Genomic DNA, 21,319 nt, shown 5'->3' with positions numbered 1-21,319 from the left:
TATGAACTTCGAAATCCAAAAGCGCGTCTTGTCCAGTGTGATTCGTGACGATCTGGACGCCCTGATTGTGCTGTGGCCCTCAAAAGACGAGGCGTTGGTCTCTGGGCAAAACCCGATTGCCGCTTTGGTGCAGGCAGCTTTGCGGCACGGAGATTTTGAGCACCAAGCGGGTTCAGTTTTGTCTTTGTATGCCCATCCGGGTGTCAAGGCCCGACACCTGGTGATCGCTTGCGTGGGGGACGGCACGACGGCCCATGTGCGCAGTGCTGTGAACGCTGCCTGGGCTGTCCTCAAGTCTTCCAAAATCAAACGCATCGGGCTGCACGCGGCGGCCGATCTGTCCCCTCAGGGGTTACAGACAGTGGTGACGTCTCTGGCCGATGCCAGTTACAGCTACACCAGCACCTTGAGCAAGCCCAAACCCAGAACACTCAAGCAAGTCGTTGTCAGTGCCCATACGGTCACCGCGGGGCTTCGCGCGGCTTTGTCACATGCGCAGGCCTTGGTGGCTGGCGTGGAAGTAGCCAAAGAGTGGGCCAACCGGCCTGCCAACCATTCCACCCCCACCATGCTGGCCGATGCAGCGAAGTCGATCGCCAAAGCGGGCCCATTCAAATGCGAGGTGCTGGGCCCTAAAGAAGTGACCAAGTTGGGCATGGGGGCCTTTTTGGCTGTGGCTAAAGGCGCGGCAGAGCCTTTGCGATTCATCGTGTTGCGCTACAACGGCGCCGCAGCAGGCCAGGCACCCGTGGTGCTTGTGGGCAAAGGCATCACCTTTGACACGGGGGGTATTTCCATCAAGCCAGCGGCCGAAATGGACGAGATGAAATACGACATGTGCGGTGCAGCCAGTGTCCTGGGGGTTTTCAAGGCGCTGGGTGAACTCAAGCCCGCCATCAACGTGGTCGGGCTGATTCCCGCAACAGAGAACATGCCCGATGGCCTGGCCGTTAAGCCTGGAGATGTGGTGACCAGCATGAGCGGTCAGACCATCGAGATTTTGAACACCGATGCCGAAGGCCGCTTGGTGCTTTGCGATGCCTTGACTTACGCCGAGCGGTTCAAGCCACAAGCCGTGATCGACATTGCAACCTTGACAGGTGCCTGTGTGATTGCCCTGGGGGCGGTGCGCTCAGGCCTTTTCTCAAGTGATGATGCCTTGGCGCAAGCCCTGCAGTCAGCGGGTGATGCGTCTGGGGATGCCTGTTGGCGCATGCCCCTGGACGATGACTACGCCGAAGGCCTCAAGTCACGTTACGCCGATGTGGCCAATGTGGCGGGGCGCCAGGCGGGATCGGTCACGGCAGCAAAGTTTCTGCAGCGTTTTGCATCGCGCTTTTCTTGGGCGCATCTGGACATCGCTGGCACTGCCTGGAAAAGCGGCGCGGCCAAGGGGGCAACGGGCCGGCCTGTCGGGTTGTTGCTGCATTACTTGTTGGCTCAGGCCGGCGAGAAACCCATCAAGACAACTTCACCCCGTTCCACATCAGCTCGCCGCCCTTGACGGAGTGAAGATGACCCGGATTGAATTCCATTTCAATACCGTCGATCGCCTGCAATACACCTGCCGGCTGTTAAGGAAAGCCCACAGCCAGTCTTTGCGTTTGGGTGTGGTCGGCTCCGAGGCGACCTTGCGTCAACTGGATGCCATGCTTTGGACTTTCTCGGAAATTGACTTTTTAGCGCACAGCCATGCGGACGATGTTCAAAGTATTCAAGCCGCTTCGCCCATTCGGCTTCATGTCGACCCGCTGCAGTTGACCGGGTTGGACGTGCTGGTGAATTTGGGGGACGAGGTGCCGCAAGGTTTTGAGAAATTTGAGCGGCTGATTGAAATGGTAGCCACCGACGACCATGGGCGCATGACGGCTCGTGAGCGCTGGCGACATTACACAAAGCAGGGCTACGATTTGGCGCAACACGATTTGTCAAAGGGTCATTTGCCATGACATCCCCATCATCCGGGTTATTTCCAGAACAAATGCCTTTGAATGCGCCTGTTCTGAGTGCGGTGATTGCCGATTCGGACATCCCCCCAGTGGTGCAGGCTGCTTTGGAAGCCCGGGCGCATGAAAAGGCTGCTTTTCTGGCCTTGGCAGACGAGCTGATGCTCGAGCTGCGCCCTGAGATGGCACGTTTGGCCACTGAGTTGGTGCGCAACAGCATTCACCAAGTCTGGCTCAAACGGTCCCGGCTCGATCGGGAATCTCCCTGATCCCATATCACCAGAATATTTGCGAGGGTTTTGGTTTTCCCTAAGCCCAAAATGCTTGTTTTTGAAGTATCTTTGCCCCTTGCTTAATTGAAGCAAATTAATTTTCGGAGATTCCATGAAATTTTCTGGTGTTCGTTCATTGACCGTGGTTGCTGTGGCCGTTGCCGCAGTTGTTTTGGCAGCGTGTGGCAAAAAAGAGGCCGCATCTGATGTTCAAGTGATCAAAATTGGTCACGTTGGCCCAGTCAGTGGCGCCATTGCCCACTTGGGTAAAGACAACGAGAACGGTGGCCGCATGGCCATTGAAGAGCTCAATGCTGCGGGCCTGAAAATCGGCGACAAGGCGGTCAAGTTTGAGTTGTTGACCGAAGACGACGCAGCGGATCCCAAGCAAGGCACTGCAGCTGCCCAAAAGCTGGTGGACGCCAAAGTCAATGGCGTGATCGGTCACCTGAACTCCGGCACCACCATTCCTGCTTCACAAATTTACAACACCGCTGGCATTCCCCAGATTTCTCCTTCGGCCACCAACCCCAAGTACACCCGCCAGGGTTACGCCGGCGCGTTCCGGGTGGTGGCTGACGATGTCCATTTGGGTGGCACCCTCGGCAAATACGCCGTGGAAACCCTCAAAGGTAAAAACATCGCTGTGATCGACGACCGCACGGCCTATGGCCAAGGCGTTGCCGAAGAGTTCAAGAAGGCCGCTACGGCCTCTGGCGGCACCATCGTCGGTCATGAGTTCACCACCGACAAAGCCTCTGACTTCAACGCCATCCTGACCACACTCAAGGCCAAAAAGCCTGACGTCGTTTTCTTCGGTGGCATGGACGCGGTGGCTGGCCCGATGTTGCGTCAGATGAAATCCTTGGGCATCAATGCCAAGTTCATGGGCGGCGATGGCATTTGCACTTCTGAGTTGGCCAAGCTGGCTGGTGACGCCATGAAAGACGACACCGTTTTCTGCGCTGAAGCCGGCGGTGTCGAGGGCGAGCAAAAGGCCGGCATGGACAAGTTCCGCGCTGACTTCAAGGCCAAATACAACGCCGATGTGCAGGTGTATGCCCCTTACGTTTATGACGCTGTCAAAGTGATGGCCACCGCTATGGTGACCGCAGGTTCGGCTGACCCAGCCAAGTACCTGCCTGCCTTGAAGGCCATCAACTACAAGGGCGTGACCGGCAACATTGCTTTCGACGAAAAAGGCGACATCAAGAATGGCGCTTTGACCTTGTACACCTACAAAGGTGGCGAGCGTTCACAGTTGGCTGTGGTCCGCTGATTTTTAGCCCCCGGCTTCGGGGGCTTGTTCAACAAGGCATTCAATGCCTTGTTGAATGTACCGACGAAAAAAAGCCTGCACAAAATATGTGCAGGCTTTTTTGTTTTGGCGGAGCAGGCGGGATTCGAACCCGCGGTGGGCTATTAACCCACACACGCTTTCCAGGCGTGCGACTTAAACCACTCATCCACCGCTCCTAAGCCAGCTATTGTAGCAGTGGAAAATGGCAGGCCGAGGCCATGGCGTGCAATTCCTGAGAGGGTTTATTGCCGGATTTGGCGGAATGATTTTTGCTGAATTCGGATCTGTACCGTTGAATCAGGTCTTTTTATCCTTAAACTTCGCCTCTGCTTGGATTCCTTTGTCCCTTTAACGCGCACAGCCCCAAAAGCCCATGAAATTTCGCTTCCCCATCGTCATCATTGACGAAGACTACCGTTCCGAAAACACATCGGGCTTGGGTATCCGTGCTTTGGCTGATGCCATCGTCGCTGAGGGCTTTGAGGTTTTGGGGGTCACAAGTTACGGCGATTTGTCGCAATTTGCCCAGCAACAAAGCCGAGCCAGCGCCTTTATTCTGTCGATTGACGATGAAGAGTTCTCGCCAGGCCCGGATCTAGATCCCGCCGTCATCAATTTGCGCGCGTTTATTGACGAGGTGCGCCGCAAAAATGCCGATGTGCCCATCTATATTTACGGTGAAACCAAAACTTCACGCCATTTGCCCAACGACATCCTGCGCGAGTTGCATGGTTTTATCCACATGTTCGAGGACACGCCAGAGTTCGTGGCGCGGCACATCATCCGCGAGGCCAAAAGCTATCTGGAAGGCGTGCAGCCACCTTTCTTCAAGGCCTTGCTCGATTACGCAGAAGACGGTTCTTACTCCTGGCACTGCCCGGGGCACTCAGGCGGCGTGGCTTTCCTGAAAAGTCCCGTGGGTCAGATGTACCACCAGTTTTATGGCGAGAACATGCTGCGCGCCGATGTGTGCAACGCGGTGGAAGAGTTGGGGCAGTTGTTGGATCACAACGGGGCCATTGGCGCAAGCGAGCGCAATGCCGCCCGCATTTTCAATGCCGACCATTGCTTTTTTGTGACCAATGGCACCAGCACTTCCAACAAGATCGTCTGGCACCACACTGTGGCGCCCGGGGACGTGGTGGTGGTGGACCGCAACTGCCACAAGTCCATCCTGCACGCCATCATCATGACCGGCGCGATTCCCGTTTTCATGAAGCCCACTCGGAATCATTTCGGCATCATTGGCCCGATCCCCAAAAGTGAGTTCGAGCCTGCGGCCATCATGGCCAAGATCAAGGCCAACCCCTTGCTCAAGGGCGTAGATCCGAAAAAGGTCAAGCCCCGCGTGATGACCCTCACGCAGTCAACCTACGATGGCGTTCTGTACAACACCGAAACCATCAAGAGCATGCTGGATGGCTATGTAGAGAACCTTCACTTTGACGAGGCCTGGTTGCCGCACGCGGCTTTTCACCCGTTTTATGGCCCTTACCATTCAATGGGTAAAAAACGCGCCCGTCCCAAAGAGTCGATGGTGTACGCCACACAGTCGATCCACAAGTTGCTCGCCGGGATCAGCCAGGCCAGTCATGTGCTGGTGCAAGACGCTCAAAACACCAAGCTCGACAGGCCGCTGTTCAACGAGGCCTATCTGATGCACACCTCGACATCACCCCAGTACAGCATCATTGCCAGCTGCGATGTGGCCGCCGCCATGATGGAGCCACCTGGCGGCACAGCGCTGGTGGAAGAAAGCATTGCCGAAGCGCTGGATTTTCGCCGCGCCATGCGCAAGATAGACGCCGAGTACGGCAAAGACTGGTGGTTCAAGGTCTGGGGCCCGGAAAAATTTGCCGAAGAAGGCATAGGCCGCGCTGATGACTGGATATTGCGCAACGATCCCCGCAAGAAGACCAGCAAGTGGCACGGCTTTGGCAACCAACTGGCCGACGGCTTCAACATGTTGGACCCGATCAAGTCGACCATCGTGACACCGGGTTTGGATTTGGACGGCAAGTTTGACAAGACCGGCATTCCAGCCTCGATCGTCAGCAAGTTCCTGACCGAGCATGGCGTGGTGGTGGAGAAGACGGGCCTGTACAGCTTCTTCATCATGTTCACCATCGGCATCACCAAGGGCCGCTGGAATTCTCTGCTCACGGCTTTGCAACAGTTCAAGGACGAGTACGCGAAGAACCAACCGATGTGGAAAATCATGCCGGAATTCTGCCAAAAGCACCCGCGCTATGAGCGCATGGGCTTGCGCGATTTGTGCCAGCATGTGCACGAGATGTACGCCAAATACGACATCGCCATTTTGACGACCGACATGTATTTGTCGGACCTGGCCCCGGCCATGCGCCCTTCAGATGCCTATGCCCACATTGCCCAGCGCAAGACAGAACGGGTGGAAATCGACCACCTGGAAGGCCGCATCACGGTGGGTCTGGTCACGCCTTATCCGCCCGGTATTCCATTGCTGATCCCTGGCGAAGTCTTCAACAAGAAGATCGTCGATTACCTCAAGTTCGCACGCGAGTTCAACGAGAAGTGCCCAGGTTTTGAAACCGACATCCATGGCCTGGTCGAGGTCAAGGACGAAGAGGGCAAGACGCGCTATTTTGCGGATTGCGTGAAGGCTTAAGACTTGTGCGTTGAATGTGTGCCTCTTGGGTCTTGAGGTCCTGGGGTGGGCAGGTGAGTTTTGGCCCTGTTCGGGGGCTCAGAGGCGCTTCACTTTGCCATATCGCACCCACACACGGCCCCAACTCACCTGCGGGGGAGAATTGAAAAAAGCGGCCTTGGCCGCTTTTTAATTCTGGAGGATGCGTCGGTTGAATGCCGATCTTGGCCGCCAACAGGCCGCCGCTAGTGGTTGATCAACCCGCAGTCGCTGGCTCGGCAATGCCGCCGACCACTTGGCTGAAGCCGCCGTCCACGTAGGTGATCTCGGCGCTCACGCCTGCCGCCAGATCGCTCAACAAGAATGCCGCCACGTTGCCGACGTCCTCAATGGTCACGTTGCGCCGGATGGGTGAGGCCTCGGCCACCACCGACAAAATTTTGCCAAAGCCCTTGATGCCACTGGCCGCCAGGGTTTTGATGGGGCCCGCTGAAATGCCGTTGGCTCGCAGGCCCCGGTTCTGGCTGCCCAGCGACTCGGCCAAGTAACGCACGGACGCTTCGAGGCTGGCTTTGGCCAGTCCCATGGTGTTGTAGTTGGGCACTGTGCGAAGAGCGCCCAGATAGGTCAGCGTCAGCAGGGCTGATTTGTCGTTCAGGTAGGGCAGAGCCGCTTTTGCCATGGCTGGAAAGCTGTAGGCGCTGATGTCATGGGCGATCTTGAAGCCTTCACGCGACAGGCCTTCCAGGAAATCACCTGCAATGGCCTCGCGTGGGGCATAGCCGATGGCATGGACAAAACCGTCCAACTTGGGCCAGGTGGCTGAAAGGTCGGTGAACAGCTTGTCAATCTGCTCGTCGCTGCCCACATCGCAATCAAAAATCAGTTGGGAATCAAAGTCGGCCGCAAATTCGGTGATGCGATCCTTGAAGCGCTCACCCACATAGCTGAAAGCCAGCTCGGCGCCTTGGGCATGGCAGGCTTTGGCGATGCCGTAAGCGATCGAGCGGCTGGACAGCACGCCGGTGATCAAGAGCTTTTTGCCCGAAAGAAATCCTGTTTTTGTGGTCATGTCATCAACTTCTGAAAAATGTGTGCAGAATTGTCGCATGCGTAGACCCATGGCTCGATTTTGGACAAAGTGTTGGCTGGCCCTCGGGCTCTGGATGACAGGCAACGCTTGGGCCGTCCATGCCTATGCCCAGTTTGGAGACATTCGCTACCCTGCCGGTTTTACCCATTTCTCGTATGTCAATCCTGCGGCGCCTAAAGGTGGCGAGATCGTTTTGGTGCCGCCCACACGGCAGTCCAATTTCGACAAATACAACCCCTTCACCCTCAAGGGCAGTGCGCCACCGTCCATGCTGGGCATGATGTTCGACACCTTGCTGGTGGGCAACATGGAAGAGCCCACCACCGCTTATGGCTTGTTGGCTTCGGACATCCAGGTCGCACCCGACCGCATGTCTGTCACTTTTCAGATTCACCCGCAGGCGCGCTTTCACAACGGTGACCCGGTACTCGCCTCTGACGTCCGACATTCCTTTGAGCGACTGACCAGCAAGCATGCTGCACCCCAGTACCGCACTTATTTTGGAGAAGTGAAAACGGCCACAGTCTTGGGCGAGCGCAGCATCCGCTTTGATTTTGTGCGTCCCAACAGCGAACTGCCCTTGATCGTGGGCGGCTTGCCCGTTTTTAGCCAAAAATGGGGTTTGCAAGGTGACACACTCAAACCACTGGATCAAATGGTCATGGACGTGCCCATCTCATCAGGACCTTACCGCATTGGACCTGTGCAGTTTGGCAAGGACATCACTTACGTGCGAGACCCGGCCTATTGGGGCAAAGACCTGAATGTGCGTAAAGGACTTTTCAATTTTGACCGGATCACTTACAAAATTTACAAAGACAGCACGGCGCAGCTGGAAGCCTTCAAGGCGGGCGAGTTCGATTACATGCAGTCTTTTGTGGCGCGTGAATGGGCGCGGGCCTACACGGGTCGGGCATTTGAGCGTGGCGAACTGGTCAAGGCCGAGCTGCCCCATGGCAATGCGGGGGATTTTCAGGGCTTTTTATTCAATTTGCGCCGTGACAAGTTCAAGGACGTCAGAGTTCGCCAAGCCATCGCACTGGCCATGGATTTTGAATGGTTGAACCGGCAGTTGTTCTACAACGCGTACAGCCGGGTGCGCGGCAACTTTGTGGCCAGTGACTTCGAAGCCAAGGGTCGCCCTGGCCCCGAAGAGTTGGTTTTACTGGCCCCTTTGAGGGGTAAGTTGTCTTCCGCCGTGTTTGAGCAAGAGGTGCCGCAGCCGCCCAAAACCGAGCTTGCTAGCGACTCGGGCCACACCTTGCGCGACCACCTGCGCCAAGCCCGAGACTTGCTCAAAGACGCTGGCTGGACTTACCGCGAGGGCGCTTTGCGCAATGCCCAAGGCCTGCCCTTGACCCTGGAGTTTCTGGACAGCTCGGGCTCGATGGGGCGGGTGGTCACACCTTTTGCCAAGAACCTCGAAAAGCTGGGTATTCAGGTGCAATACAAAGTGATCGACTTTGCGTTGCTGCAAAAGCGCATGGATGTGTTTGACTTCGACATCATCAGCAACCGCACCGTGGGCAGCGAAGCCCCTGGCACCGAATTGCTGGAGAGGTTTGGCTCCAAGTCGGCCGATGTGGAAGGCTCGGGCAATGTGCTGGGCCTGAAAGACCCGGTGGTGGATGCCTTGCTGGACAAAGCGGTGAGCGCCAGCACCCGGCCTGAACTGGTGGCCAGCTTGCGGGCACTGGACCGGGTGTTGCGACATGGTCATTACGTGGTGCCACATTGGTATGGCGCGGTTCACCGGGTTTCGTGGCGGGCTGCCGCCTTTGATCGTCCCGCGAGCTTGCCGCGCTATTACCAGCCCGAGGCTTTGGTGACCACGGTCTGGTGGTCCAGATCGGCCAACGCCAAGCCCCTCCAATCGGGCAGTGCAACGACCAGCAACGCTGTCGTCAAGAAAGGCCCTTGAACGATGTTGTCCTATATTTTCAAGCGTTTGATGCTGATGATCCCGACCTTGTTCGGGGTCTTGTTGATGACCTTTGTGGTGATTCAGTTTGTGCCTGGGGGGCCCGTCGAGCAAATGGTGGCGCAGTTGCAAGGGCGTGATACAGGGGGTGAGGGGGCTGCTGCTGCGGGCAGTGGATACCGGGGGCGTCAGGGCGTGGATGCGGCGCGCATTGCCGAGATCAGAACCCTTTACGGGTTTGACAAGCCCCCCGCTGAGCGTTTCTGGATGATGCTCAAACAGTTTGTTCAATTCGACTTGGGTAAAAGTTTCTTCTACCCTAAAGACGTCTGGAGTCTCATCCAGGAAAAACTGCCTGTCTCGATCAGTCTTGGACTGTGGACATTTTTTCTCAGCTATCTGGTGTCGGTGCCCTTGGGAATTGCCAAGGCCGTGCGAGCAGGCAGCCGCTTTGACACGCTGACCAGTCTGATGGTGTTGCTGGGTTATGCGATTCCGGGCTTCGTGTTGGGCGTGGCATTGCTGGTGATTTTTGGCGGGCAATTGCAGTGGTTTCCCCTGCGCGGACTGACCTCGTCCAACTGGGATCAGTTGAGCTGGGGCGCCAAAGTGGTCGATTATCTGTGGCACATCGCTTTGCCGGTCACGGCCAGCGTGCTGGGCTCTTTTGCAGTCATCACCATGCTGACCAAGAACGCGTTTTTGGAAGAAATCCGCAAACAATACGTCTTGACGGCTCGCGCCAAAGGACTGAGTGAAAACCGGGTGCTGTACCGACATGTCATGCGCAATGCGCTGATTCCGCTGGTGACCGGATTTCCTGCGGCATTCATCGGGGCTTTTTTCACAGGTTCATTGCTGATAGAAACCCTGTTCTCGCTCGACGGGCTGGGTTTGCTCAGTTACGAGTCGGTGATTCGGCGCGATTACCCCGTAGTCCTGGGCACCTTGTATTTGTTCACTCTGATGGGCCTGTTCACCAAACTTGTCAGTGATCTTTGTTATGTGTGGGTCGACCCCCGTGTGAAGTTCGACAAATGACACCCTTGCCCTCTGCTGTTTTGCTGCCTCAGGTCTCGCCATCGACCCGAGCCTGGCTTCGTTTTAAGCGCAACCGACTCGGTTTTATAAGCCTCGTTGTTTTTGTTATCTTGTTCGTGCTGAGCCTGGGCGCTGAGTTTTTGTCCAACGACAAACCCCTGATCGTGCGCTTTCAGGGCCAATGGTATGCCCCGGTGGTGCAGACGCTGCCAGAAAAAGTGTTTGGTGGTGATTTTGAAACCCCTGCCGACTACCTCGACCCCTTCATTCAGCAGCAATTGAGCATGGACGGCAACTGGACATTGCAAGCCCCGAACCCTTACCACCACAGCACGCTTGATTACTTTGCCCCCTTGCCCAACCCGGCGCCGCCCACCGCGCGCAATTTGCTGGGGACCGATGACCGGGGCCGTGATGTGCTGGCCCGATTGATTTACGGCTTCAGGGTGTCGGTGTTGTTTGCGTTGGCCTTGACGCTTTTTGGCGTGCTTTTAGGCGTCTTGACTGGCGCGGTGCAGGGGTTTTTTGCAGGCAAAATTGATTTGGTTTTCCAGCGTTTTATTGAAATCTGGGCTGCCATGCCCGAGTTGTATCTGCTGATCATCTTCTCTGCGGTGTTTGAGCCCAGTGTGGGTTTGTTGCTGGTGCTGCTGAGTCTGTTTGGTTGGATGGGTTTGTCCGACTATGTGCGGGCAGAGTTCTTGCGCAACCGCCAACTCGATTACGTCAAGTCAGCGCGTGCCTTGGGTTTGGGTCATTGGCAAATTATGTGGCGCCATGTTCTCCCCAACAGCATGACACCGGTGGTGACTTTCTTACCATTTCGCATGAGTGGCGCCATTCTCGCGTTGACCTCGCTTGATTTTTTGGGTCTGGGCGTACCGCCTGGCACGCCTTCTTTGGGTGAATTACTGGCCCAGGGCAAAAACAACATCGACGCCTGGTGGATTTCGATCTCCACCTTTGGCGTGTTGGTGCTGACCCTGTTGCTGCTGACTTTCATGGGCGATGCGCTGCGCGATGCGCTGGACCCCAGGAAGGTGGACGTATGAACAAGGTCGCGGTTTCGTCCCCCTTGTTGGAATTGAAAGACCTGCGCGTTGCTTTTGCCGGACAACCGGTGGTGCATGGCGTCAACCTGTGCATTCAGGCGGGTGAGCGTGTGGCCCTGGTTGGCGAGTCGGGATCGGGCAAGTCGGTCACAGCCCTGTCGGTCTTGCGCTTGCTGGAGTCAGCCCAGCTCAGTGGCCAGGTGCTTTGGCAAGGGCAGAACCTGCTGCAACAGCCCTTGGTCGAGATGCAGCGCATTCGTGGTGACGAGATCGCCATGATTTTTCAGGAGCCGATGACCGCGTTGAACCCATTGATGACGGTAGGCCAGCAAATATCGGAAGTACTTCAGCTCAAAAAAGGCCAGCCTAGGCGCGATGCCGATGCGCGTGCGGTGCATTTGCTGTCCGAAACCGGCATCGACGACCCCCAGCGCAGGTTTGGGGCTTACCCCCATCAACTGTCGGGGGGGCAACGCCAGCGCGCCATGATGGCCATGGCCCTGGCCTCAGAGCCCAAACTGTTGCTGGCCGACGAGCCCACCACGGCGCTGGATGCCACGTTGCGGCTGCAAATGCTGAGCTTGTTGTCAGAGTTGCAGCGGAAAACAGGCATGGCGGTGCTGTTGATCACCCACGACCTGGCCTTGGTTCGTCACTTTGCTGACCGGGTGGCGGTCATGGAAAAAGGACACCTTGTGGAGCAGGGCACTTTGAATGCGGTGTTCAAGCAGCCTCAGCATGCCTACACCCGAAACTTGCTGGACAGTCGACCCCGCCGGGACGGGCTGGTGCCAGTCGATGCCACTTCAAAAGCACCCCCCTTGCTGGAAGCCAAAAGCCTGCAGGTGCGTTACCCTATTGCCGTCGCTGGCGTTCGGGGTTGGTTTCAAAAACACCATTTCACGGCGCTGCACCCTGCCGATTTCAGCATCGCGCCGGGAACCACCCTGGGGATCATGGGCGAGTCGGGTTCGGGCAAGTCCAGTCTGGCGCAGGCGGTTTTGGGTCTGATCCCCTTTGAAGGGGCGTTGTCTTTCGAGGGTCAAACCTGGCAAAACTCACCGGCCAAAGACAAAGCCCTTCGGCAACGTGTTCAGGTGGTTTTTCAGGACCCTTATGGCAGCCTTTCGCCACGCATGACTGTGGGCGAAATCGTGTCGGAGGGGCTTCGCTTGCACCAGCCAGAGGCGACCGAGCCAGAAATCGAGGCCCGCATTCTGGATACGTTGGCCGAAGTGGGCCTAAAGAGCGCCGATTTCCCGGATTTGCTCAACCGATACCCCCATGCTTTTTCGGGTGGACAAAGGCAGCGCATCGCTTTGGCGCGCGCGCTGGTGGTTAACCCTGATTTGCTGGTTTTGGACGAGCCCACCAGCGCATTGGATGTGACCGTACAAAAACAAATTTTGAAATTACTGCAGGATTTGCAAACCAAGCACGGCATGGCCTATTTGGTGATCACTCATGACATCGACGTTTTGCGGGCTATGGCCCACCGGGTGATGGTGCTGCAGGCGGGGCAGGTCGTTGAGGCAGGATCCGCCGATCAGGTGCTTTACCAACCCGACCACGCCTACACCCGCAGTTTGCTTGCGGCCTTCCCGGATGAGTGAGCAGATTCACAGGAAACCGGGCTCGTTTTTCCTTAGAAATCACGCACTTAGCACGTTTTTCGGCTAGAATATTCGCTTCACGACCAAACGGGCGGGTTTTCACCGCCCGTTTTTTTTGGGTCTTTCTTTTTTAACGTTGATATTTCGAAGCTCTGTGGCATTGCAGCAAATTGTTCAAGAAACCGTGACTGGACTGGGTTATGACCTGGTCGAGATTGACCGCACAGCGGGCGGTTTGTTGCGCATCACCATTGACTGGCCCTGGCAGCCGGGCTCCGAGCTATTTGTCAATGTGGAAGACTGCGAAAAAGTCAACCGGCAGTTGCAGTTTGCCCTGGAAGTCGATGGGATTGAATACAACCGACTCGAAGTTTCATCCCCAGGCATTGACCGCCCGTTGCGTCATGAAAAAGATTTTGAACGTTTTGTGGGTGAACTGATTGACATCACCCTCAAGGCGCCGATGGGTGAAAGTGCCGGCGGTTTGGTGAGTGCCAGCCGTAAGAAATTTCGCGGCACCCTGGAGAAAACTGACCATCAAGAAAGCTGGCAAATCGTCTGGAGCGATGCGCCCGCTGTCAAGCCAGGCCAAAGGATCAGTAAAAAAAGAGTCCCAGCGCCCTTGCATGCGCTGGGTTTCACATTAGATGAGTTGCGCGAGGCCCGTTTGGCGCCCGTGGTGGATTTCAAAGGGCGTAAGCCAAAGGTCGAAGCCTGACCTGGGTGTCAGGTTTTGAGCATTTTTATCTGGTCTGAACCGCAGATCCAGTGATATAGGAGAGTCAAGTCATGAATCGCGAAATGTTGATGTTGGTCGAAGCCATCTCACGTGAAAAGAACGTTGAGCGCGACGTGGTGTTTGGTGCCGTTGAGGCCGCTTTGGCCCAGGCCACCAAAAAGCTGTATTCCGGCGAAGTGGACATCCGTGTGGCGGTCGACCGTGACAACGGCAATTACGAAACTTTCCGCCGCTGGCATGTGGTTCCCGATGAAGCTGGCCTTCAGTTGCCGGAGCAGGAAATTTTGCTGTTTGAAGCCAAAGAGCAAATCCCCGACGTCGAAGTCGATGAATACATCGAAGAGCCGATCGAGTCCTTGCCGATCGGCCGCATTGGTGCCATGGCCGCCAAGCAGGTCATTCTTCAAAAAATTCGCGATGCAGAACGCGAAATGTTGCTCAATGACTTCATGTCGCGCGGCGAAAAGATTTTTGTCGGTACCGTCAAACGCATGGACAAGGGCGACATCATTTGCGAAGCTGGCCGCATCGAAGGCCGTCTGCGTCGCAGCGAGATGATTCCGAAGGAAAACTTGCGCAGTGGCGACCGTGTGCGCGCCATGATCATGGAAGTTGATCTGACCTTGCGCGGTGCCCCCATCCTGTTGTCTCGCTCGGCACCCGAGTTCATGATCGAGCTCTTCCGCCAGGAAGTGCCCGAGATCGAACAGGGTCTGCTCGAGATCAAAACCTGCGCACGTGACCCTGGTTCGCGCGCCAAAATCGCTGTTTTGTCGCATGACAAGCGCGTCGATCCGATCGGCACCTGTGTGGGTGTGCGCGGTACCCGCGTTAATGCCGTGACGAATGAGTTGGCCGGTGAGCGCGTCGACATCGTTTTGTGGAGCGAAGATCCAGCCCAGTTCGTGATCGGTGCGCTGGCCCCGGCCAATGTCCAATCCATCGTGGTGGACGAAGAAAAGCACGCCATGGACGTGGTGGTTGACGAAGAGAACTTGGCGATTGCGATTGGCCGTGGCGGTCAAAATGTGCGCCTGGCGTCTGACCTGACCGGTTGGAAGATCAACATCATGGATGCCGCCGAGTCTGCCCAGAAGCAAGCCGAAGAAACAACGGGGACACGCCAGTTGTTCATGGAAAAACTGGACGTTGACCAGGAAATTGCCGATATTCTGATCGGTGAAGGCTTCACCAGTCTGGAAGAAGTGGCTTACGTGCCGATCCAGGAAATGCTGGAGATTGAAAGCTTCGATGAAGACACCGTCAACGAATTGCGCACGCGCGCCAAAGACGCGTTGTTGACCCTTGAAATTGCACGCGAAGAGAGCGTTGAAGACGTTTCTCAAGACCTGCGTGACCTGCCAGGCTTGACGCCTGAGCTTATTTCGAAGCTGGTCGAAGCGGGTATTCAAACCCGTGACGATTTGGCTGACTTGGCCACCGATGAACTGACTGACATCACTGCTCAATCAGCCGAAGAGGCGACCGTCTTGATCATGAAAGCCCGTGAACATTGGTTCGCTGGCCAGGCCTGAAGTCTGATGGAGACTTGAACAAAATTATGTCCAGTACCACTGTTGCAGAGTTCGCTAATGAACTCAAAAAATCTGCCGATATCTTGCTCGATCAATTGCGATCGGCGGGCGTTGCCAAAACCTCGGACAGCGACACGCTGAACGATGCTGACAAGCAAAAATTGCTCAGCTATCTGCAAGCCAGCCATGGCACTGTCACAGCAGACCGCAAAAAAATAACCCTGGTGAAAAAGTCCACCAGTGAGATCAAGCAAGCTGACGCGTCTGGCAAAGCCCGCACGATTCAGGTTGAGGTGCGTAAAAAGCGCACGCTGATCAAGCGCGACGATGAGCCTGCGAGCTCGGTCGAAGAGCCCGCGATCGATCACGCCGATCTTGCGCGACGCGAAGAAGAAGCCCGTCGTCAAGCCGAGTTGATCAGTCGCCAGGAAGAGGAGTTGGCCGAAAAACGCCGCTTGCGCGAAGCTCAAGAAGCTCAGGAGCGCTCAGAGTTGGCGGCCCAAGAGGCCAAGGCCCGCGCTGAAGTCCAGGCACTGGCCGAGGCAGCCGCTTTGGCTGCCGGACAGGCGGCGCCTGCCAAGCCCCAGTTGAGTCGCGAAGACCGTGAGCAACTTGGCCGAGCTGAGGCCGCCAGCATCAATGCAGCATCGCAGACCAAAACGGCTGCAGTGGTACCCGCTGAGAACCTTGTTGCCAACAAGATTGCACAGGCAGCAGAAGCTGCTGCGGCCAAAGCCAAAGACGATCAAGCTGTCCGTGAGGCTGCTGCACAAAAAGCGGCAGCCGATTCGAAGGCCAAAGCCGACGAAGAAACTGCCCGCGCCCTGGATCTGGATTCGCGCCGTCGCAAGGCCTTGGCCGAGGCCGAAGCCATCCGCACCATGATGAACGCACCCAAAAAGGTGTTGGTGGCCAAGAAGGAAGAGCCGAAGGTGGAGCCCAAAGCTGCCGTCAAGGGCACTTTGCACAAGCCAGCAGGAACTCCTGCGCCCGGTGCTCGTGCTGCTGCGCAAGCAGCTGCGCCCGCTGCGCCAGGTGGTAACAAGGAAGTTAAATCTGCCAAGCTGTCTTCCAGCTGGGCGGGAGACCCGGCCAAAAAGAAAGCCATTCCTACCCGAGGAGACTCCAGTGGTGGCGTCGGGCGCAACAATTGGCGCACCGGACCGCGTGGTCGACGTGGCAATGAACGCGACCGCGATGACTCGCATGCTCAGCAAGCGCCAGCCGAAGTGCGCGTGCTTGAGGTGCATGTCCCTGAAACCATCACGGTCGCTGAATTGGCGCACAAGATGGCGATCAAGGCTTCCGAGGTCATCAAGCACTTGATGAAAATCGGCTTGATGGCCACCATGAACCAACCCTTGGACCAGGACACCGCCATGATCGTGGTGGAGGAAATGGGCCACAAGGCGGTGATTGCAGCGCTGGATGATCCTGAAGCTTTCACCGACGACGAAGTGTCGGACCAACAGGCTGAATCGCTTCCGCGTGCGCCCGTGGTCACCGTCATGGGCCACGTTGACCATGGCAAGACATCCTTGCTCGACTACATCCGACGCGCCAAAGTCGCCTCGGGTGAAGCAGGTGGCATCACGCAGCACATTGGTGCTTACCACGTCGAAACACCTCGCGGCATGATTTCTTTCTTGGACACCCCCGGACACGAGGCCTTCACGGCCATGCGTGCCCGTGGCGCACAAGCCACCGACATCGTCATCCTCGTGGTGGCGGGTGACGACGGCGTGATGCCTCAGACCAAAGAAGCCATCAAACATGCCAAAGCAGCGGGCGTGCCCATCGTGGTCGCCATCAACAAGATGGACAAGCCCGATGCCAACATTGAACGCGTGCGCAGCGAACTGATCGCTGAAGAAGTCGTGCCAGAAGAATTTGGTGGTGAAGCACCCTTCGTTTCCGTCTCGGCCAAAACCGGCATGGGCATCGACACTTTGTTAGAGCAAGTGCTCTTGCAAGCTGAAGTGCTGGAACTTAAAGCGCCGGTAAAAGCCGCCGCCAAGGGCTTGGTCATCGAAGCACGTCTGGACAAGGGCCGTGGACCCGTTGCCACCATCCTCGTGCAGTCGGGCACTTTGAACACCGGCGATGTGGTGCTGGCTGGCCAGACTTTTGGCCGGGTGCGGGCCATGTTGGACGAAAACGGACAAGCGATCAAATCGGCTGGGCCATCGATACCGGTCGAGATCCAGGGTTTGACCGAGGTGCCGCAAGCTGGTGACGCGTTCATGGTCATGAACGATGAGCGTCGTGCCCGTGAAATCGCCACTTACCGTGCAGGAAAGTTCCGTAACACCAAGCTGGCCAAGCAACAAGCTGCCAAGCTCGAAAACATGTTCACCGACTTGTCGGCGGGCGAGATCAAGATGTTGCCGATCATTGTCAAGGCCGATGTGCAGGGCTCGCAAGAAGCGCTGGGTGCTTCCTTGCTCAAGCTGTCAACCGAAGAAGTCAAAGTTCAACTGGTTTATTCCGGTGTCGGTGGCATCAGCGAGTCGGACATCAACCTGGCGATCGCCTCCAAAGCCATCGTGATCGGATTCAACGTGCGTGCCGATGCCGGTGCGCGCAAATTGGCCGAAGGCAACGGGGTTGACATTCATTACTACAACATCATTTACGACGCTGTGGATGAACTCAAGGCCGCGATGTCGGGTATGTTGGCACCTGAGCAACGTGAAGAAATCATGGGCATGGCTGAAATCCGTACCGTGTTCGTGGCGTCGAAAATCGGCACTGTGGCGGGTTGTATGGTCACTTCGGGTCAAGTCACTCGAAGCGCCAAATTCCGCCTGCTGCGCGACAACGTGGTCATTTACACGGGTGAACTCGATTCGCTCAAGCGCGCTAAGGATGATGTGCGCGAAGTCAAGGAAGGCTTCGAGTGCGGTATCAAGCTCAAGAACTACAACGACATCAAAGAAGGCGATCAACTCGAATTCTTCGACGTCAAGGAAATCGCGAGAACACTGTAAATGGCGCGCAAGAAGCCATCGTCCGTTCCCAATCGCGGGTTTCGCGTGGCCGACCAGATCCAGCGTGATCTGGCCGAGTTGATTGCACGCGAGTTGAAAGACCCGCGCGTAGGCATGGTCACGATCAATGCGATTGAGGTCACGCCCGATTACGCCCATGCCAAGGTCTATTTCAGTGTCTTGACGGGCAATCCCGAAGAGGCCACTGAGGGTTTGAATGCGGCTGCAGGCTTTTTGCGCAATGGTTTGTTCAAGCGTTTGCATATTCATACCGTGCCGACCTTGCATTTTTTGTTCGACCGCACCACTGAGCGTGCCTCTGACATGAATGCATTGATCGCCAAGGCCGTGTCTTCGCGCGCCCAGGAGGACTGAGCATGAACGCGCCACGCACAAGGGTGCAGCGGCACCCTGTGCACGGGGTGCTTCTGCTTGACAAACCGCTGGGTCTTTCCAGCAATCAGGCTTTGCAAAAAGCCAAGTGGTTGTTGCGAGCCGAGAAAGCTGGGCACACGGGCACATTGGATCCGTTGGCCACGGGTGTGTTGCCTTTGTGTTTTGGTGCGGCCACCAAGTTCAGTCAACAGCATCTGGATGCCGACAAAACTTATGAGACCACGGTTCGTTTGGGATTGAAAACGAGTACCGCGGATGCTGAAGGTGATGTTATTTCTGTACGTGAAGTGTCATTTACGCCGGGTAGGGTGGTGGAAGTGCTGGACCAGTTCATGGGACCGATCAGCCAAGTGCCACCGATGTACAGCGCTTTGAAAAAAGATGGCAAGCCCTTGTACGAATATGCCCGAGAGGGTGAAACAGTGGAGCGCGAAGCGCGCAATCTGGTGATCTATGACCTGGAGTTGCTGGAGATGCAGCTGCAAGGTGATACGCCTTTCTTGCGTCTGCGTGTGCGATGCAGCAAAGGCACTTACATCCGCACACTGGGCGAAGACATCGCCGAGGCCCTGGGATGTGGGGGTCACTTGAGCGCTTTGCGCCGTGTGGTGACCGGTCCTTTTGATGCTTCACAGTGCGTCTCGTTGGAGCAACTGGAAGCCATGCATGAAGACCAGCGTCTTGACGCTTTGCTGCCAGTGGATGTGTTGCTGTACGGCTGTACAGAGGTAAGCCTGAACAGCGACAGCGCTGGCCGTTTTTTGAGTGGGGTGCGCAGACCTGGCCCCTGGGTTGATTGTGATCAAGTCGTGGTGTATGGAGAACATCCTCGTGCCTTGCTGGGAACAGCACATGTGCATGGCGGCGAATTGATTCCGGGTCGATTGTTGAGCCCGATTGAAATTCAACAGATTTTGAAAAAATCACCTGCACCCGAGCCATTACTGGCCGAGCAGGTTTAAAGGAAGAGAAAGCATGAGCAAGCAAATTCGAAACATCGCCATCATCGCCCACGTTGACCACGGCAAAACCACCATGGTGGACCAACTGTTGCGTCAATCCGGAACCTTTGCCGACCATGAAAAAATCGTCGACACCGTCATGGACAACAACGCCATCGAACGCGAGCGTGGTATCACCATTTTGGCCAAGAACTGTGCCGTGAGTTGGGAAGGTACACACATCAACATCGTGGACACCCCTGGCCACGCTGACTTCGGTGGAGAAGTCGAGCGCGCCCTGTCCATGGTGGACGGCGTGGTCTTGCTGATCGATGCCCAGGAAGGCCCCATGCCGCAGACCCGCTTTGTGACCAAGAAGGCCTTGGCCTTGGGTCTCAAGCCCATCGTCGTTGTGAACAAGGTGGACAAGCCTGGAGCAAATCCCGACAAAGTGGTCAATGCAGCGTTTGACCTGTTTGACAAACTCGGCGCGAACGACGAGCAATTGGACTTTCCTGTCGTCTACGCTTCTGGCATCAACGGCTGGACCTCACTGGAAGAGGGCGCACCTGGTGAACAGTGGGGCCCAGACATGTCAGCCCTGTTCAACACCGTGCTCAAGCACGTGCCACCACAAAAGGGTGACCCGGCAGCGCCTTTGCAGTTGCAAATTTCCGCCCTAGATTTTTCGACTTTCGTCGGCCGTATTGGTGTTGGTCGCATCAGCCAAGGCACAGTGAAGCCCCAAATGGACGTGGTGGTCATGGAAGGCCCAGATGGCAAAGCCATCAAAGGCCGCATCAACCAAGTGCTCAAGTTTCAAGGGCTGGACCGTGTACAGGTGACCGAAGCCGGTCCTGGCGACATCGTTTTGATCAACGGCGTTGATGAGGTGAATATTGGCGTGACCGTCACCGATCCTGCCAACCCAGCGCCACTGCCTATGTTGAAGGTGGACGAGCCCACTTTGACCATGAACTTTTGCGTGAACACCTCGCCTCTGGCCGGTCGTGAAGGCAAGTTCGTCACCAGTCGCCAAATTTGGGACCGTCTGCAAAAAGAATTGCAGCACAACGTGGCTTTGCGCGTTAAGGAAACCGACGAAGAGGGCATCTTTGAAGTCATGGGCCGTGGTGAATTGCACCTGACCATCTTGCTGGAAAACATGCGCCGCGAAGGCTTTGAAATGGCTGTGTCCAAGCCACGCGTGGTTTTCCGTGATGTGAACGGTGAGCGCCATGAACCTATTGAGCTGGTCACCGCTGACATCGAAGAAACGCACCAAGGCGGCGTGATGCAGGCTTTGGGTGAGCGCAAAGGCGAACTGGTCAATATGGACCCTGATGGCCGTGGTCGCGTCCGACTTGAATATCGTATTCCTGCACGTGGCCTGATCGGTTTCACCAACGAGTTTCTGAACCTGACCCGTGGTTCCGGCTTGATCTCCAACATCTTTGATGGGTACGAGCCGCACAAGGGTGACATCGGTGGCCGTAAAAACGGCGTGTTGATTTCTATGGACGATGGTGAAATCTTCACCTATGCCTTGGGCAAACTGGACGACCGTGGTCGCATGTTCGTCAAGGCAAATGATCCGGTGTACGAAGGCATGATTGTGGGCATCCACAGCCGAGACAACGATCTGGTGGTGAATGCCACGCGGACCAAGCAGCTGACCAACTTCCGTGTCTCCGGCAAGGAAGATGCCATCAAGATCACGCCACCCATTGACCTGACCCTTGAATACGGTGTCGAGTTCATTGAGGACGACGAGCTGGTTGAAATCACGCCAAAAAGCGTTCGTCTGCGCAAGCGCTTCCTGAAGGAAAGCGACCGCAAGCGCAACAAGTGATC

At 56.3% G+C, this 21,319-nt stretch carries 16 protein-coding genes and 1 tRNA gene; 15 read left to right on the top strand and 2 right to left on the bottom strand.

Annotation, left to right across the window (positions count from 1 at the left end):
* Nucleotide 1: 1 nt before the first annotated feature.
* From ACIQ3A_RS03395 to ACIQ3A_RS03380, 4 genes are all read left to right on the top strand, one after another.
* Nucleotides 2-1,504 (top strand): leucyl aminopeptidase, encoded by a 1,503-nt coding sequence (locus ACIQ3A_RS03395; RefSeq protein WP_396430356.1) that lies wholly within the window; start codon nt 2-4, stop codon nt 1,502-1,504.
* Nucleotides 1,505-1,514: 10 nt separating this feature from the next.
* Nucleotides 1,515-1,949, top strand: a complete 435-nt coding sequence (locus ACIQ3A_RS03390) for a DNA polymerase III subunit chi (RefSeq protein WP_396430355.1) — start codon at nt 1,515-1,517, stop codon at nt 1,947-1,949.
* Nucleotides 1,946-2,215: a hypothetical protein gene (locus ACIQ3A_RS03385; RefSeq protein WP_396430354.1), complete on the top strand. Its 270-nt coding sequence runs from the start codon at nt 1,946-1,948 to the stop codon at nt 2,213-2,215. Before ACIQ3A_RS03390 ends, ACIQ3A_RS03385 begins: the two co-directional genes overlap by 4 nt.
* Nucleotides 2,216-2,330: 115 nt before the next feature.
* The gene (locus ACIQ3A_RS03380; RefSeq protein WP_396430353.1) at nt 2,331-3,497 is read left to right on the top strand and encodes a branched-chain amino acid ABC transporter substrate-binding protein; all 1,167 of its coding nucleotides are present in this window, start codon (nt 2,331-2,333) and stop codon (nt 3,495-3,497) included.
* A 106-nt stretch (nt 3,498-3,603) separates the two neighbouring features.
* On the opposite strand, the gene ACIQ3A_RS03375 is transcribed toward ACIQ3A_RS03380, so the two are convergent.
* Nucleotides 3,604-3,694 (bottom strand) — tRNA-Ser (locus tag ACIQ3A_RS03375).
* 197 nt (nt 3,695-3,891) lie between these two features.
* Between ACIQ3A_RS03375 and ACIQ3A_RS03370 the strand changes: the two genes are divergently transcribed.
* The gene (locus ACIQ3A_RS03370; protein WP_396430352.1) at nt 3,892-6,165 is read left to right on the top strand and encodes an Orn/Lys/Arg decarboxylase N-terminal domain-containing protein; all 2,274 of its coding nucleotides are present in this window, start codon (nt 3,892-3,894) and stop codon (nt 6,163-6,165) included.
* 235 nt (nt 6,166-6,400) lie between these two features.
* Here ACIQ3A_RS03370 and fabI read toward each other — a convergent pair whose 3' ends face one another.
* Nucleotides 6,401-7,216: an enoyl-ACP reductase FabI gene (gene fabI / locus ACIQ3A_RS03365; RefSeq protein ID WP_396430351.1), complete on the bottom strand. Its 816-nt coding sequence runs from the start codon at nt 7,214-7,216 to the stop codon at nt 6,401-6,403.
* 94 nt (nt 7,217-7,310) lie between these two features.
* On the opposite strand from fabI, the gene ACIQ3A_RS03360 reads away from it, so the two are divergent.
* The 10 genes from ACIQ3A_RS03360 to typA all read left to right on the top strand — a co-directional run bounded on the left by ACIQ3A_RS03360 (nt 7,311) and on the right by typA (nt 21,317).
* Nucleotides 7,311-9,158 carry an extracellular solute-binding protein gene (locus tag ACIQ3A_RS03360; protein ID WP_396430350.1) on the top strand — a complete coding sequence of 616 codons (1,848 nt, stop codon included), beginning with the start codon at nt 7,311-7,313 and terminating at the stop codon, nt 9,156-9,158.
* 3 nt (nt 9,159-9,161) lie between these two features.
* Nucleotides 9,162-10,199, top strand: a complete 1,038-nt coding sequence (locus ACIQ3A_RS03355; protein ID WP_396430349.1) for a microcin C ABC transporter permease YejB — start codon at nt 9,162-9,164, stop codon at nt 10,197-10,199.
* Nucleotides 10,196-11,251: an ABC transporter permease gene (locus ACIQ3A_RS03350; RefSeq protein ID WP_396430348.1), complete on the top strand. Its 1,056-nt coding sequence runs from the start codon at nt 10,196-10,198 to the stop codon at nt 11,249-11,251. Before ACIQ3A_RS03355 ends, ACIQ3A_RS03350 begins: the two co-directional genes overlap by 4 nt.
* Nucleotides 11,248-12,864: an ABC transporter ATP-binding protein gene (locus tag ACIQ3A_RS03345; RefSeq protein WP_396430347.1), complete on the top strand. Its 1,617-nt coding sequence runs from the start codon at nt 11,248-11,250 to the stop codon at nt 12,862-12,864. Before ACIQ3A_RS03350 ends, ACIQ3A_RS03345 begins: the two co-directional genes overlap by 4 nt.
* A 154-nt stretch (nt 12,865-13,018) precedes the next feature.
* Nucleotides 13,019-13,582, top strand: a complete 564-nt coding sequence (gene rimP, locus ACIQ3A_RS03340) for a ribosome maturation factor RimP (protein WP_396430346.1) — start codon at nt 13,019-13,021, stop codon at nt 13,580-13,582.
* A gap of 71 nt (nt 13,583-13,653) precedes the next feature.
* Nucleotides 13,654-15,138: a transcription termination factor NusA gene (gene nusA / locus ACIQ3A_RS03335; protein WP_396430345.1), complete on the top strand. Its 1,485-nt coding sequence runs from the start codon at nt 13,654-13,656 to the stop codon at nt 15,136-15,138.
* 26 nt (nt 15,139-15,164) lie between these two features.
* Nucleotides 15,165-18,128, top strand: coding sequence for a translation initiation factor IF-2 (gene infB, locus ACIQ3A_RS03330; RefSeq protein ID WP_396430344.1), 2,964 nt, complete (start codon nt 15,165-15,167; stop codon nt 18,126-18,128).
* Complete coding sequence (gene rbfA, locus ACIQ3A_RS03325; RefSeq protein WP_396430343.1) at nt 18,129-18,503, top strand: 30S ribosome-binding factor RbfA; 375 nt, start codon at nt 18,129-18,131, stop codon at nt 18,501-18,503.
* Between the two features lie 2 nt (nt 18,504-18,505).
* Nucleotides 18,506-19,486 carry a tRNA pseudouridine(55) synthase TruB gene (gene truB, locus ACIQ3A_RS03320; RefSeq protein ID WP_396430342.1) on the top strand — a complete coding sequence of 327 codons (981 nt, stop codon included), beginning with the start codon at nt 18,506-18,508 and terminating at the stop codon, nt 19,484-19,486.
* Between the two features lie 13 nt (nt 19,487-19,499).
* The gene (gene typA, locus ACIQ3A_RS03315) at nt 19,500-21,317 is read left to right on the top strand and encodes a translational GTPase TypA (protein ID WP_108405246.1); all 1,818 of its coding nucleotides are present in this window, start codon (nt 19,500-19,502) and stop codon (nt 21,315-21,317) included.
* Nucleotides 21,318-21,319: the final 2 nt, after the last annotated feature.

This window comes from Limnohabitans sp. (genome assembly GCF_044361985.1).
Taxonomy (GTDB): Bacteria; Pseudomonadota; Gammaproteobacteria; order Burkholderiales; family Burkholderiaceae_C; genus Limnohabitans_A.
This window is presented reverse-complemented; position numbering and strand designations above follow the sequence as displayed.

Excerpts from the sequence above, each read along its gene's own strand:
- ACIQ3A_RS03395 (WP_396430356.1), top strand. The coding sequence starts at position 2 with ATGAACTTCGAAATCCAAAAGCGCGTCTTGTCCAGTGTGATTCGTGAC.
- ACIQ3A_RS03385 (WP_396430354.1), top strand. The coding sequence starts at position 1,946 with ATGACATCCCCATCATCCGGGTTATTTCCAGAACAAATGCCTTTGAAT.
- infB (WP_396430344.1), top strand. The coding sequence starts at position 15,165 with ATGTCCAGTACCACTGTTGCAGAGTTCGCTAATGAACTCAAAAAATCT.
- rbfA (WP_396430343.1), top strand. The coding sequence starts at position 18,129 with ATGGCGCGCAAGAAGCCATCGTCCGTTCCCAATCGCGGGTTTCGCGTG.
- nusA (WP_396430345.1), top strand. The coding sequence starts at position 13,654 with ATGAATCGCGAAATGTTGATGTTGGTCGAAGCCATCTCACGTGAAAAG.
- ACIQ3A_RS03355 (WP_396430349.1), top strand. The coding sequence starts at position 9,162 with ATGTTGTCCTATATTTTCAAGCGTTTGATGCTGATGATCCCGACCTTG.
- ACIQ3A_RS03350 (WP_396430348.1), top strand. The coding sequence starts at position 10,196 with ATGACACCCTTGCCCTCTGCTGTTTTGCTGCCTCAGGTCTCGCCATCG.
- ACIQ3A_RS03370 (WP_396430352.1), top strand. The coding sequence starts at position 3,892 with ATGAAATTTCGCTTCCCCATCGTCATCATTGACGAAGACTACCGTTCC.
- truB (WP_396430342.1), top strand. The coding sequence starts at position 18,506 with ATGAACGCGCCACGCACAAGGGTGCAGCGGCACCCTGTGCACGGGGTG.
- ACIQ3A_RS03360 (WP_396430350.1), top strand. The coding sequence starts at position 7,311 with ATGACAGGCAACGCTTGGGCCGTCCATGCCTATGCCCAGTTTGGAGAC.
- typA (WP_108405246.1), top strand. The coding sequence starts at position 19,500 with ATGAGCAAGCAAATTCGAAACATCGCCATCATCGCCCACGTTGACCAC.
- ACIQ3A_RS03390 (WP_396430355.1), top strand. The coding sequence starts at position 1,515 with ATGACCCGGATTGAATTCCATTTCAATACCGTCGATCGCCTGCAATAC.
- ACIQ3A_RS03345 (WP_396430347.1), top strand. The coding sequence starts at position 11,248 with ATGAACAAGGTCGCGGTTTCGTCCCCCTTGTTGGAATTGAAAGACCTG.
- ACIQ3A_RS03380 (WP_396430353.1), top strand. The coding sequence starts at position 2,331 with ATGAAATTTTCTGGTGTTCGTTCATTGACCGTGGTTGCTGTGGCCGTT.
- fabI (WP_396430351.1), bottom strand. The coding sequence starts at position 7,216 with ATGACCACAAAAACAGGATTTCTTTCGGGCAAAAAGCTCTTGATCACC.